Annotated in this window: 12 protein-coding genes and 1 pseudogene; 12 read left to right on the forward strand and 1 reads right to left on the reverse strand. The window is 67.4% G+C overall.

Annotated elements, in window-relative coordinates; translation table 11 throughout:
* Positions 1–46 precede the first annotated feature (46 nt).
* From QM701_RS16550 to QM701_RS16585, 8 genes and pseudogenes are all read left to right on the forward strand, one after another.
* On the forward strand, positions 47–1,078 hold the full coding sequence (locus QM701_RS16550; RefSeq protein WP_415168109.1) for a zinc-dependent alcohol dehydrogenase: 1,032 nt from the start codon (positions 47–49) through the stop codon (positions 1,076–1,078).
* A 19-nt stretch (positions 1,079–1,097) separates the two neighbouring features.
* Positions 1,098–1,766 (forward strand): aspartate/glutamate racemase family protein, encoded by a 669-nt coding sequence (locus QM701_RS16555; protein WP_415168110.1) that lies wholly within the window; start codon positions 1,098–1,100, stop codon positions 1,764–1,766.
* 24 nt (positions 1,767–1,790) lie between these two features.
* Entirely contained in the window at positions 1,791–2,624 is an 834-nt protein-coding gene (locus tag QM701_RS16560) for a transketolase (protein ID WP_415168111.1), read from the forward strand.
* 2 nt (positions 2,625–2,626) lie between these two features.
* Entirely contained in the window at positions 2,627–3,562 is a 936-nt protein-coding gene (locus QM701_RS16565) for a transketolase family protein (RefSeq protein ID WP_415168112.1), read from the forward strand.
* A gap of 51 nt (positions 3,563–3,613) precedes the next feature.
* Positions 3,614–3,787: pseudogene (locus tag QM701_RS16570) on the forward strand (NAD(P)-binding domain-containing protein); the annotation flags it as partial.
* Positions 3,788–3,878: 91 nt separating this feature from the next.
* Complete coding sequence (locus QM701_RS16575) at positions 3,879–4,454, forward strand: NAD-binding protein (RefSeq protein WP_415169421.1); 576 nt, start codon at positions 3,879–3,881, stop codon at positions 4,452–4,454.
* Between the two features lie 87 nt (positions 4,455–4,541).
* Entirely contained in the window at positions 4,542–5,048 is a 507-nt protein-coding gene (locus QM701_RS16580; RefSeq protein ID WP_415168113.1) for a TRAP transporter small permease, read from the forward strand.
* A 14-nt stretch (positions 5,049–5,062) separates the two neighbouring features.
* Positions 5,063–6,343 carry a TRAP transporter large permease gene (locus tag QM701_RS16585; RefSeq protein ID WP_415169422.1) on the forward strand — a complete coding sequence of 427 codons (1,281 nt, stop codon included), beginning with the start codon at positions 5,063–5,065 and terminating at the stop codon, positions 6,341–6,343.
* 98 nt (positions 6,344–6,441) lie between these two features.
* On the opposite strand, the gene tdh is transcribed toward QM701_RS16585, so the two are convergent.
* The gene (gene tdh / locus QM701_RS16590) at positions 6,442–7,473 is read right to left on the reverse strand and encodes an L-threonine 3-dehydrogenase (protein WP_415168114.1); all 1,032 of its coding nucleotides are present in this window, start codon (positions 7,471–7,473) and stop codon (positions 6,442–6,444) included.
* A 370-nt stretch (positions 7,474–7,843) separates the two neighbouring features.
* Between tdh and QM701_RS16595 the strand changes: the two genes are divergently transcribed.
* The 4 genes from QM701_RS16595 to QM701_RS16610 all read left to right on the forward strand — a co-directional run bounded on the left by QM701_RS16595 (position 7,844) and on the right by QM701_RS16610 (position 12,923).
* Positions 7,844–8,719, forward strand: coding sequence for a helix-turn-helix domain-containing protein (locus tag QM701_RS16595; protein ID WP_415168115.1), 876 nt, complete (start codon positions 7,844–7,846; stop codon positions 8,717–8,719).
* 9 nt (positions 8,720–8,728) lie between these two features.
* Positions 8,729–10,225, forward strand: coding sequence for a xylulokinase (gene xylB, locus QM701_RS16600; protein ID WP_415168116.1), 1,497 nt, complete (start codon positions 8,729–8,731; stop codon positions 10,223–10,225).
* A gap of 216 nt (positions 10,226–10,441) precedes the next feature.
* Entirely contained in the window at positions 10,442–11,347 is a 906-nt protein-coding gene (locus tag QM701_RS16605; protein ID WP_415168117.1) for an ABC transporter substrate-binding protein, read from the forward strand.
* 79 nt (positions 11,348–11,426) lie between these two features.
* Positions 11,427–12,923 carry a sugar ABC transporter ATP-binding protein gene (locus QM701_RS16610; RefSeq protein ID WP_415168118.1) on the forward strand — a complete coding sequence of 499 codons (1,497 nt, stop codon included), beginning with the start codon at positions 11,427–11,429 and terminating at the stop codon, positions 12,921–12,923.
* The last annotated feature ends 1 nt before the right edge of the window (position 12,924 follow it).

Consider the following 12,924-nt stretch of genomic DNA (forward strand, 5'->3'; position numbering starts at 1 on the left):
CGGGCGTGCCGCCCCGTCTCTTCATGAATCACACAAGGAGAAGCGAGTGAAAGCGTTGTATTACGTCGGCGACAAGGCCATGGAGTTGCGCGACGTTCCGATGCCGCAGCCGGCGCCCGGCACGTATCTGGTCAAGGTCCGGTCCAACGGCATCTGCGGTTCCGACTTCGAGGGCTACCTGGGCAAGACCGGCCGGCGCCTGCCGCCGATGATCATGGGCCACGAGGTGTCCGGCGTGGTCGAAACGGCGCCCGAGGGCGGCAAGCTGCGCCAGGGCGACCGGGTGGTGATCTTCCCGAAGCCGTTCTGCGGCGAATGCGAGTTCTGCCGGAAGGGCATGGTCAACGTCTGCCCGTCCGGCATCTGCATGGGCGTCATGGACCACGACGGCAGCATGGCGGAGTACGTGGCGGTCGAGGAAAAGTACCTGATCCCCTTCGGCCCGTCGCTCTCCTTCAACGAGGCGGCGATGACCGAACCGCTGGCCGTGGCCTACCGCTCGGTGCAGAAGATCTCCGACCGGGAAATCGCCGAAGCGTCTTCCTGCATGGTCCTCGGCGCCGGCACCATCGGCCTGCTGGCGGTCGCCCTGCTCAAGCTGCGCGGTGCGAAGAACATCATCGTCTCGGACGCCACCGACTTCCGCCTCGGCGTCGCCCGGCAAATGGGCGCGGAGCACACGATCAATCCGCGCACGACGGACTTTCTCGCGGCGGTCGAGTCGATCACCGGCGGCCGGATGTGCGACTTCTCCATCGAGGCCGTGGGCATCGCGCCGACCGCCGCCAATTCGCTCGACTGCCTGCGCATCGGCGGCACCGCGGTGTGGATCGGCAACGCGCAGAAGATGGTCGAGGTGAACATGCAGAAGATCGTCACCACCGAACTGACGATCCGGGGCAATTACGTCTACGACTTCCAGGGCTTCGTCGACAGCCTGAGGCTGCTCGAAGAGAAGAAGATCGACATCGCGCCGCTGATGACCGACGCCTACCCGCTGAGCGACGGCGTGCGCGCCTTCAGGGACCAGGAAAACAACCAGGAAGGGAAGATGCTCAAGGTCTTCCTGGAAAGCTGAACCCTCCGAAGGAAACGCCATGAAAAAGATCGTCATCCTGCAGACCAGCATGGTCTCGTTCGACACCTTCAACCCGCTGTTCCGGGAAATCATCCCCGAGGCGCAGATTTCCAATCTGGTCGACGAGGATCTGCTGGACACCCTGAACCGCAACCGGGGTATCACCCCCTCGATCATCCAGCGCCTCGCCCAGTACTGCGTGGCGGCGGAGGCGGCCGGCGCCGACCTGATCTTCAGCCAGTGCTCTTCCACCCGCGAAGGCATCGAATGCGCGCGGAAGATGACCCGGATTCCGCTGGTGATGGTCGACGACGGCATGACCGAAAAGGCCGTCGCCCTGGGCACGCGCATCGGCGTCGCCGCCACCGCGGCCGCCACGCTCAAGCCGACCGCCGCGGCGCTCGCGCAGGTCGCCGCGCGGGCAGGCAAGACCGTCGAAATCAAGACCTATCTGGCCGACGGCGCCCTCGACGTGCTGATGAAGGAAAAGAACCGCGAGAAGCACGACCGGCTGGTGCTCGACCTGCTCAAGCAGGCAGAACGCGAGAACGACGTCATCGTACTGGCCCAGGGCAGCATGGTCACCCTCGAACCGTACCTGCCGGAGATCGCCATTCCCGTGCTGACCAGCCCGCGCCTCGGCGTCGAAAAGGCGCGCCGGGTGCTTTTCGAACGGGCCGCGGCCTGAATGCGCAACAAGGAGAACCACGCAATGAACGAAGCGAAACGCCGGGAGCTGCAAGCCGTCGCGCACCAGTTGCGCTGCAACGTCCTGGAAATGATCGGCATCGGCAAGGCCGGGCACTGGGGCGGATCGAGCTCGCTGGCCGAGACCCTGGCGGTGCTCTACTTCCACGCCATGCGCGTCGACCGCGCCGATCCGAAGAATCCGGAGCGCGACCGCCTGCTGCTATCCAAAGGCCACGCGGCGCTGATCCAGTACGCCGCGCTGTGCGAGCTCGGCTACTTCCCGCGCGAGGAGCTCAAGCGCGTCAAGAGCCTGGACGGCCTGCTGCAGGGCCACCCGGACCTGACCGTTCCCGGCATCGAGGCGGTCACCGGCTCGCTCGGCCAGGGCCTCTCCCTCGGCGTCGGCATGGCGCTGGCCCTGCGCCTGGACAAGAACCCGGCGCGCGTGTTCGTGATCATGGGCGACGGCGAGCAGTCGGAAGGCCAGCTCTGGGAAGCGGCGATGGCCGCCAGCAACTTCAAGCTGGACAACCTCACCGCCTTCCTCGACTGGAACAAGATCCAGGCCACCGGCCGCACCGAGGACATCTTCAGCATTCCCGCCCTCGACGCGAAATGGCGCGCCTTCGGCTGGGATGTGCTGACCGTTGACGGCCACGACGTCGCCGCCATTGCCGGCGGCATCGAGCAGGCCCGCGCGGTCAGGGGCCGGCCGGCGCTGGTCATCCTCGACACCGTCAAGGGCAAGGGCGTGTCCTTCGCCGAGGACGTCGCCACCTACCACAACGGCATCTTCGACGAAACCCGGTTCACTCAGGCCATGCAGGAGCTGGCCGCGCGGAAGGAGGCAGTCTGATCATGGAAAGGAAAAGTTTGCGCATGGCCTACGGCGAGGCGCTCGTCGAGGAAGGCAAGACCCATCCGGAGATCGTCGTGCTCGAAGCCGACCTCGGCAAATCGACCATGTCCTGCCTGTTCAAGGAGGCCTATCCCGAACGCTATTTCGAGATGGGCATCGCCGAGCAGAACATGGCCACCACCGCCGCCGGCCTGGCGCTCGCCGGCAAGGTCCCGTTCTACAGCACCTTCGCCGTGTTCGCCGTCGGCCGGGCCTACGACCAGATCCGCTGCGGCATCGCCATCCCCGGCGCCAACGTGCGCATCTGCGGTTCGAGCTGCGGCCTCTCCGACTTCGGCGACGGCAAGACGCACCAGTCGATCGAGGACGCCAACATCATGTGCACCATCCCCAACATGACCGTACTCAACCCCTGCGACGCGGTGGAAACGCGCAAGATGGTCAAGGCCATGCTGACGCACCGGGGGCCGGTGTACATCCGCATCAACCGCAACGAACTGCCGGTGTACACCCCGCCCGACACCGCCTACGAGATCGGCCGGATGTACCGCATCCGCGCCGGCAGCGACGTGGTGATCTTCGCCACCGGCGCGATGGTCTGGAAATCGATGCTCGCGGCGGACCTCCTGCAAGATGCCGGCATCTCCGCCGAAGTGGTCAACGTCAGCTCGCTCAAGCCGCTGCGCAAGGAGGAAATCCTCAAGTACGCGGCCGGCAAGAAGGCCATCGTCACGGCCGACGAAGCCACGCGCATCGGCGGCCTGGGCAGCGCCATCGCCGCGCTGATCATCGGCGAAGTCAACCTGCCTTTCGCACAGATCGCCATCGACGACCAGTTCGGCACCTCGGCCTACACCTACGAGGAACTGCTGGAACGCTACGGCTTGACCGAAAGGCACATCGCCGCCGCCGCCCGCAGGGCGCTCGGCCAATAGGAGACGGACATGAAGATCGGATTCATCGGCCTTGGCATCATGGGCCGCCCCATGGCGAAGAACCTCATCGCGGCGGGCTATGCGCTCAGCGTGTACGACAAATTCGCCCCGAGCGACGACCTGGCGGCGCTCGGCGCCACCGTTGCCGCCTCGAACAAGGACGTCGCGGCGCAAAGCGACGTGATCATCACCATGCTGCCCAACTCGCCGCACGTGCGCGCGGCGGTGCTCGGCGAAAACGGCGTGCTGGCAGGCGCCCGGCCGGGGACGATCCTGGTGGACATCGAGCTCGATCGCGCCGGCCGCGTCGCAGGAAATCTGCGCTGCGGCCAGGGAAAAAGGCGTGGTCATGCTCGACGCGCCCGTGTCCGGCGGCGAGCCCAAGGCCATCGACGGCACGCTGGCGATCATGGTCGGCGGCGACGCGGCGGCGTTCGAGACCGTCAAGCCGATCCTCGCCAAAATGGGTTCGTCGGTGGTGCGCGTCGGCGACATCGGCGCCGGCAACGTCACCAAGCTCGCCAACCAGATCGTCGTGGCGCTGAACATCGCGGCGGTGTCCGAGGCCTTCGTGCTGGCGACCAAGGCCGGCGTCGCCCCGCAGGCGGTGTTCGACGCCATCAAGGGCGGGCTGGCCGGCTCGACCGTGATGAACGCCAAGGTGCCGATGATCCTCGACGGCAACTTCAAGCCCGGCTTCCGCATCGAGCTGCACATCAAGGACCTGCAGAACGCGCTCGACACCGCGCACGGCCTGCACGTCCCGCTGCCGCTGACGGCCGGCGTCATGGAAATCATGCAGGCGCTGCAGGCCGACGAGCTGGCCGCCTGCGACCACAGCGCCATCGTCCGGCATTACGAAAAGCTGGCGAAGGTCGAAGTGCGCAAGTAACCTCCTGGACCCGGTCGGGTCCGCTTCGGCCCGGCTCGGCCGGGCCTCTTCTTGCACGAATAACAATCACCTGTCGATGGGAAAAACATGGGAGCAATGAACGGGCTGGTCAAATGCGTCGAAATGATCCTGATCGTGATGTTCGGGATCATGGCGGTGCTGGTGTTCGGGAACGTGGTGCTGAGGTACGGGTTCAATTCGGGGATCGTGTTCTCGGAAGAGGCGTCGCGCTTCATGTTCATGTGGCTGACGCTGATCGGGGCGCTGATCGTGATGAAGGACCACGGGCACCTCGGCATGAGCAGCGTGGTCGACCGCCTCGGCGAACGCGGCCAGCGCGTCTGCCGCTTCACCGCCGACCTCCTGACCCTGGTCTGCTGCCTGCTGCTCGCCCACGGCACCTGGAAGCAGGTGATCATCGGCATGGACGACCACGCCCCGGTCACCGGCATCCCCATGGGCATCATCCAGACGTCCCTCCTGATCTCCAGCGTCGGCATGGCCCTGGTGCTGGCCTACGGCCTGTGGCGCCAGCTCACCGGCCGGATGAGCAAGGACGAACTGGTGCCCTACAGCGGCAGCGTCGGCGAGTAAGCCAGGAGACCTTCATGACCATCGCCACCTTCCTCTTCTCGCTGCTCGGCGCCATGGCCCTCGGCGCCCCGATCGCCTTCGCCCTGCTCATCTGCGGCGTCGCCCTGATGATCCAGATGGACAACTTCGACACCCAGATCATCGCCCAGAATCTGCTCGAAGGCGCCAACAACTATCCGCTCATGGCCGTGCCCTTCTTCATGCTCACCGGCGAGCTGATGAACGCCGGCGGGCTCTCCAAGCGCATCGTCGCCGTGGCCGACGCCCTGGCCGGGCACGTGCGCGGCGGGCTCGGCTACGTGGCGATCATCACCGCCGCGGTGGTGGCCAGCATCTCCGGCTCGGCGGTCGCCGACACCGCCGCGGTCGCCGCCCTGCTCATCCCGATGATGCGCAACGGCGGCTACGACGTGCCGCGCTCGGCCGGCCTCATCGCCACCGCCGGCTGCATCGCCCCGGTGATCCCGCCGTCGATCCCGCTGGTGGTGTTCGGGGTGACCACCCAGCTCTCGGTGACCAAGCTGTTCATGGCCGGCATCTTCCCGGGCGTCTTGTTCGCCCTGACCCTGGCGCTCACCTGGTGGTTCGTGTCCAAGAAGGAGCCGGGCGGCGCCAGCCATCACCGCTTCGACCTGGGCCGCCTGCTCGCGTCCCTGCGCCAGGGCATCTGGGCGCTGGTGCTGCCCTTCGTGATCATCGGCGGCATGCGCGCCGGGGTGTTCACCCCGACCGAGGCGGCGGTGGTCGCCGTCTTCTACTCCCTGGTCGCCGGCCTGTTCATCTACCGCGAGCTCGACTACCGCACCATCCCGGCCCTGATGCTCGCCGCCCTGAAGACCTCCAGCACGATCATGTTCCTGGTCGCCTGCGCCATGGTCTCGGCCTGGCTGATCACCATCGCCAACATCCCGGCCCAGGCCATCGCCATGCTGCAGCCGTTCATGGACAGCCCGATCCTCCTGATGTTCGTGATCATGGTGCTGGTGGTCATCGTCGGCACCGCCCTCGACCTGATGCCCACCGTGCTGATCCTCGGCCCGATCCTGGTCCCCGTGGTCAAGCAGGCCGGCATCGATCCCTACTACTTCGGCGTGCTCTTCATCATGAACAACGCCCTCGGGCTGCTCACCCCGCCCGTCGGCACCGTCCTCAACGTCGTCGCCGGCGTCTCCAAGGAATCCCTCGACAAGGTCATCATCGGCGTCTGGCCCTTCCTCCTCGCCGAAACCGTACTCATGTTCCTGCTCGTCTTCTTCCCCAAACTCGTTACCGTCCCCATGACCTGGTTCATGTAAGGGCATGCGGCGTCGAACGGGGCAGGGCCGCGAGGCCCTGCCTTTTTTCTTCGTGCCCGACGGGAACTGCCGTTACCGCTTCATCCGGCGCGGCCGGCTCACGCGCTTTCCCAGTCGAGGATGACCTTGCCGCTTTGTCCCGAGATCATCATGGCGAAGCCCTCCGCGAAGTCGGCGACCGGGTAGCGGTGGGTGATCACCGGCGCGATGTCCAGGCCGGACTGGAGCAGGGCGACCATCTTGTACCACGTCTCGAACATCTCCCGGCCGTAGATGCCCTTGATCTCCAGTCCCTTGAAGATCACCTGGTTCCAGTCGATCGCCGTGTCGGCCGGCGGAATGCCGAGCAGCGCGACCTTGCCGCCGTGCTGCATGACCTGCAGCATCGTCCGGAAGGCCTGCGGGTTGCCGGACATCTCCAGCCCGACGTCGAAGCCCTCGGTCATGCCGAGTTCCTTCATCACCTGCCGCACGTCCTCCCGCGCCACGTTCACCGCCCGCGTGGCGCCCATCGTGCGGGCCAGGCCGAGGCGATAGTCATTCACGTCGGTGATCACCACGTGCCGCGCGCCGACGTGCCGGGCCACGGCGACGGCCATGATGCCGATCGGCCCCGCGCCGGTGACGAGCACGTCCTCGCCGACCATGTTGAACGACAGCGCCGTGTGCACGGCGTTGCCGAAGGGGTCGAAGATCGCCGCCAGATCGTCGGAAATCCCGTCCGGAATCGGAAAGGCGTTGAAGGCCGGCAGGGCGAGGTATTCGGCGAACGCGCCCGGCCGATTGACGCCGACGCCGACCGTGTTGCGGCAGAGATGGCGCCGCCCGGCCCGGCAGTTGCGGCAATGGCCGCAGGTGATGTGCCCCTCGCCCGAAACCCGGTCGCCGACCTTGAAGCCCCGCACCTCGGAACCCAGCTCGACGACCGTACCGACGTATTCGTGGCCGACGTGCATGGGCACGGGGATCGTCTTCTGCGCCCATTCGTCCCATTTCCAGATATGGACGTCGGTGCCGCAGATGGCGGTTTTCCTGATCTTGATCAGGACGTCGTTGGGGCCGGTCACCGGCCGGTCGACCTCACACAGGGCGAGGCCGGGGGCAGCCTCGAGTTTTGCCAGTGCCTTCATGTGCTTTCCTTCGCGCGAGTTGGGTGGGAGGCGCCGCAGGCGACCGCAACCTCCCTCCGATGGGCGCTACTTTAGCTGATCCGGAACGCGCAGGCGCGGCATCGGTGTTTCCTTTCGGCGGGAACGGAAACATGCCGTCGATCACTGTCCGGTTTTCAGGAAGCGGCATGAACAGGGCGAGCTTTTTTGCATCGCCGTCATGATGAATGGCAAAAAAGTATCGGAATGACAAAGCTTTATTGGTTGATCATCACTTGCGCCGATACTACAGTGGCATCCCATGTAGGAGCCGATGACCACGCGCCAGATTGGAGCGCCGGGGTCGAGCGGCAAAAAGGGACCTGTCACTGCTTTCATCGTCGGGGGACACATGAAGCCGGATCTCGAAGTCGTCGATGTGCTTCAGCATGAATCGTTCAAGGTCTGGGGGCACGGCTACCCATTCCGCACGGTACGCTGGCATTTCCATCCGGAATACGAGATCCAGCTGATCACGGAAACCTCGGGACAGTATTTCGTCGGCGATTTCGTCGGCCGCTTCGCGCCGGGCAACCTCGTCTTCATGGCGCCCAACCTGCCGCACAACTGGGTCAGCGAACTGCCCGAGGGGCGCACCGTCGAGCGGCGCAACCTGATCCTGCAGTTCTCCACCGAGTTCTTCTGCCAGCGCATCCTCACCTTTCCGGAAATGCGTTATCTCGACGGCCTGGTCGCGGAGGCGCGGCGCGGCGTGGTCTTTGCCGACGCCACCGGCGCTGCCGCGCGGCCGCTCATGGAAGAGCTGCTGACGGCGTCCAACGGCCGCCGGCTGTCGCTGTTCCTGTCGCTGCTCGACCTGCTGGCCCTGGACGGCGGGCGCCGGCAGCTGGCCAGCCGCCGCTTCTCGCCGGACCCGTCGAGCTACATGTCCTCGACGATCAACCAGGTGCTTTCGTACATCGACCAGAATCTCGCCAGCGACCTGCGCGAGTCCGACGTCGCCGACCTCGCCGGCCAGAGCGTCACCACCTTCTCGCGCTATTTCCGCAAGCACACCGGCATGTCGTTCGTGCAGCACGTCAACACCCTGCGCATCCATCGCGCCTGCGAGCTGCTGGTCGACAGCGGGCTGTCGGTGGCCGACATCTGCTTCCGCGTCGGCTACAACAACGTGTCGAACTTCAACCGCCATTTCCTGGCGCAGAAGGGCGTGCCGCCCAGCCGCTTCCGGGCGCTGTACCAGATGAACGTCGTCTCCGCCGCCTGAGTTCCCGCGATGATCGACGCCACCTACCTCGGGATCGACCTCGGCATCGGCCGGGTCCGCGCCGTCCTGTGCGACGGCGCGGAGCGGACGCTGGCCGACGCCTCGGTGCGGCTGGCGTGTTCGGCGCCGCAGCCGGGCTGGCGCGAGCAGAGCCCGGAGGAGTGGTGGCACGCCACGCTGGAAGCCGTCGCCCGGGTGCGCGCCGACGCGCCGGCCGGGTTCGCCCGCCTCTCCGGCATCGGCGTCGCGGGGCAGACGCAGGGCATGACGCTGCTCGACAAGCACGACCGGCTGCTGCGCCCCGCGATGCTGGGGACCGACGCCCGCGCCCGGGCCGAGTGCGTCGAGCTGGAGGCGATGGTTACCGAGGCGCGCCCGCTCACCGGCAACCTGGCGCTGCCGGGCTGTTCCGCGCCCAAGCTGCTGTGGCTGCAGAAATACGAACGCTCGGTTTTCGACAACATCGCCAAGGTGCTGATGCCGAAGGATTTCATCGTCTTCCGCCTGACCGGCGAATTCGTCACGGACATGTCGGACGCCTCGGCGACGCTCTGTTTCGACGTCGCCCGCCGCGCCTGGTCGGCGCGCATGATCCATGCCGTCGGGCTGACGCCGGATCGTTTCCCGCGCCTGGCCGAAGGCTGCGCGCAGGCCGGCGAGCTGCGCGCGCCCCTGGCGGAGGCCTGGGGCGTCAAGGCGCGCGTCCCGGTCGCCGCCGGTGCCGCGCGGCCGGCCGCCGCGGCGCTCGGCCTCGGCGCGGTCGGCGAGGGCGCCGCCTACGTCAGTCTCGGCCCGAGCGGCTTGTCCTGCGTCACCGTGCGCGGCGCGCGGCCCTGCCCGGAACGGGCGGTGCGCAACTTCGCGCATGGCCTGCCCGGCCTGTGGCACCAGCTGGGCGTCACGCCCGCGTGCGCCGCCGGCGTCGAATGGTGGGCCAACATCGCCGGCCTGCCCGGCCGCGGGGTGGTCCACGCGCAGGCGGAAGCCGCCGCGCGCGAGGCGATGGACGATGCGCCGGTGTTCCTGCCCTATCTGGACGGCGCCGGCACGCCGCACGACGACGCGCGCGCCGCGGGCGTCTTCTTCGGCCTGACCGCGCGGACCACGCCCGCCGCGTTCGCCTACGCGCTGCTCGAAGGCGTGGCCTTCAGCATCGCCGACGGGCTGGCCGCGATCCGGGCAACGGGAACGCGCTTCGGCCGCGCCTCGCTGATCGGCGAGGGCGGCGAGAGCCGCTTCTGGTGCGAGCTGCTGGCGACGGCCAGCGGCCTGCCGCTCGACCGGCACGCGCCGGAGTTCGCGGCGGCCGGCGCCGGCGCGGTCCGCCTGGCGCGGCTGGCGGCCGGGGAGGGCGAGGCCGACGCGCTGTGCGCCGCGCCTCCGGTCGTGGAGACCGTCCTCCCGCGCGACGACTGGCGCGAGGACCTGGATATCCGCCATGCGCGCTTTCGCCGCCTGTACCGGGCGCTCAAGGCGGAATTCGCCTTCCGCGAGCCGGAGCCGTGAGCCGGCGCTTCCCGGCACGATGAAACAGGACACGAGGCGCGGCCGGGGCCTCGTGTCCGTCAAAAACAACCGGCATCGCAACGCCCCGGGTTTCGGCCCGCTGCAGCCGCCGGCGATTCCATCGTCCCGGCGGCCCGCGGCGGCAGGACGATCGCCGTCCCCGGCATCCGGGCGTCATTCCACCAACCGTTAGTCGAGGGACAAATGATGAAAACCATGAAAAAGGCTCTTCCGTTGCTCGCGGGCGCCGCGCTCGCCGTGGCCGCCGCGCCGTCGTCCGCCGCCGGACTGAAGATCGGCATGTCGTTCCAGGAGCTCAACAACCCCTACTTCGTGACCATGAAACAGGCGCTGGAAGAGGCGGCCGCGTCGGTGGGGGCGACGGTGGTGATCACCGACGCGCGCCATGACATCGCCAAGCAGATCAGCGACGTCGAGGACATGCTGCAGAAGAAGATCGATATCCTGCTGCTCAACCCGACCGACTCCACCGGCGTGGAAGGCGCGGTGAAGTCGGCCAAGGCCGCCGGTATCGTGGTCGCGGCGGTCGACGCCAACGCCAAGGGGCCGGTCGACACCTTCGTCGGCTCGAAAAACTACGACGCCGGAGTGATGGCCTGCGACTACATGGGCAAGGCGCTCGGCGGCAAGGGCGACGTGGCCATCCTGGACGGCATTCCCGTGGTGCCGATCCTGGAGCGCGTGCGCGGCTGCAAGGACGCGCTCAAGAAGTACCCGGACATCAAGATCGTGGCCACCCAGAACGGCAAGCAGCAGCGCGACCAGGCGCTGACCGTGACCGAGAACATGATCCAGGCGAACCCCGGCCTGAAGGGCATCTTCAGCGTCAACGACGGCGGCGCGATGGGTTCACTGGCGGCCATCGAGGCCTCCGGCAAGGACATCAAGCTGGTCAGCGTCAACGGCGCGCCGGAGGCGATCAAGGCCATGCAGAAGGCCAATTCGAAGTTCATCGCCACGTCCGCGCAGTTCCCGCGCGACCAGATCCGCATCGCCATCGGCATGGCCCTGGCGAAGAAGTGGGGCGCCAGCGTACCGGAGCACATTCCGGTGGACGTCAAGCTGATCGACAAGGACGGCGCCAGGACCTTCGCCTGGTGAGGCACGCGGGCGTTCCGCGCGCCGGACGCGGGATGCCCGCCGGGCGAGGTTGCACCACGTTTATCGAACGGGATCGGGCATGGACACGGTTTTGCGGCTGGAGCGGATATCGAAGCGCTTCCCCGGCGTCAACGCGCTGACGGACATCGACCTGGCGGTCGGCCAGGGCGAGATCCACGCGCTGCTGGGCGAGAACGGCGCCGGCAAGTTGACCCTGATGAAGATTCTCAGCGGCATCTATTCGCCGGACGCCGGGCGCATCCTGCTCGACGGGCGGGAGCGGCGCTTCGCCGGCTACGACGAGGCCGTCGCCGCCGGTGTTTCGATCATCTTCCAGGAATTCAGCCTGATCCCCGATCTCGACGCGGTGGAGAACATCTACCTCGGGCGCGAGTACACCAACCGCTTCGGCGTGCTGGCGCGCGCCAGGATGCGCGAGGAAGCGGCGGCCCTGTTTGCCCGGCTGGGCATCGGCATCGACCTCGACGCGCCGGTCCGCCGGCTCAGCGTGGCGCAGCAGCAGTTCGTCGAGATCGCCAAGGCGCTGTCGCTCGACGCGCGCCTCCTGATCCTCGACGAGCCGACGGCGACGCTGACGCCGTCCGAGGCCGCGCACCTGTTCGGCATCATGCGCGACCTCAAGGCGCACGGCGTGACGATGATCTTCATCTCGCACCACCTGGAGGAAATCTTCGAGATCTGCGACCGGATCACCGTGCTGCGCGACGGCCACCACGTCGGCACCACCGCCGTCGCGGACACCGACGTCGACCGGCTGGTCGAATGGATGGTCGGCCGCCGCCTCGAACAGGCCTTTCCGCCGAAGCCGGCGCTCGACGCGCGGGCGCCGGTGGTCCTGGAGGCGCGCGACGTGCAGCTCACGGCAGGGGCGCCGGGCAACGGCTTCTTCCTGCGCGAAGGCGAAATCCTCGGCTTCGCCGGCCTGGTCGGCTCGGGCCGCTCCGAACTGGCGCGCGCGGTGATCGGTGCCGATCCGGCGTTCAGGAAGAACGTCCGCCTGCGCGGCCGGGAAGTCGCGCTGACGGACACCGCCGAGGCGCTGGAGAACGGCCTCGGCCTGCTGCCGGAGAACCGCAAGAGCGAAGGGCTGATCGTCGATTTTTCCATCCGCGACAACATTTCGCTCAACAACCTGAAGAAGTACCTGGGCCGCGGCCCGTTCATCGACCGCCGCGCGGAATACGCGGACGCCGCGGACGTGATGCGGCGCGTCGGCGTCAAGGCGCCGGGGCCGCTCAGCGTGGTCGGCCAGCTGTCCGGCGGCAACCAGCAGAAGGTGGTGATCGCCCGCCGGCTCAACCACCGCTGCCGGGTGCTGATCTTCGACGAGCCGACGCGCGGCATCGACGTCGGCGCCAAGGCCGAAATCTACCTGCTGATGCGCCGGCTGACCGGCGAGGGCTACTCGATCATCTTCATTTCGTCCGAACTGCCGGAGATCGTCGGCCTGTGCGACCGCGTGGCGGTCTTCCGGCAGGGGGCCATCGTCGCCACGCTTGAGGGCGAGGCCATCAACTCCAACGAGGTAATGCGCTATGCAACGACAGGCAACTGAA

This window comes from Propionivibrio sp., from assembly GCF_047602565.1.
Classification (GTDB): domain Bacteria; phylum Pseudomonadota; class Gammaproteobacteria; order Burkholderiales; family Rhodocyclaceae; genus Propionivibrio.

Excerpts from the sequence above, each read along its gene's own strand:
- QM701_RS16585 (WP_415169422.1), top strand. The coding sequence starts at position 5,063 with ATGACCATCGCCACCTTCCTCTTCTCGCTGCTCGGCGCCATGGCCCTC.
- tdh (WP_415168114.1), bottom strand. The coding sequence starts at position 7,473 with ATGAAGGCACTGGCAAAACTCGAGGCTGCCCCCGGCCTCGCCCTGTGT.
- QM701_RS16565 (WP_415168112.1), top strand. The coding sequence starts at position 2,627 with ATGGAAAGGAAAAGTTTGCGCATGGCCTACGGCGAGGCGCTCGTCGAG.
- QM701_RS16605 (WP_415168117.1), top strand. The coding sequence starts at position 10,442 with ATGAAAAAGGCTCTTCCGTTGCTCGCGGGCGCCGCGCTCGCCGTGGCC.
- xylB (WP_415168116.1), top strand. The coding sequence starts at position 8,729 with ATGATCGACGCCACCTACCTCGGGATCGACCTCGGCATCGGCCGGGTC.
- QM701_RS16580 (WP_415168113.1), top strand. The coding sequence starts at position 4,542 with ATGGGAGCAATGAACGGGCTGGTCAAATGCGTCGAAATGATCCTGATC.
- QM701_RS16560 (WP_415168111.1), top strand. The coding sequence starts at position 1,791 with ATGAACGAAGCGAAACGCCGGGAGCTGCAAGCCGTCGCGCACCAGTTG.
- QM701_RS16555 (WP_415168110.1), top strand. The coding sequence starts at position 1,098 with ATGAAAAAGATCGTCATCCTGCAGACCAGCATGGTCTCGTTCGACACC.
- QM701_RS16595 (WP_415168115.1), top strand. The coding sequence starts at position 7,844 with ATGAAGCCGGATCTCGAAGTCGTCGATGTGCTTCAGCATGAATCGTTC.
- QM701_RS16610 (WP_415168118.1), top strand. The coding sequence starts at position 11,427 with ATGGACACGGTTTTGCGGCTGGAGCGGATATCGAAGCGCTTCCCCGGC.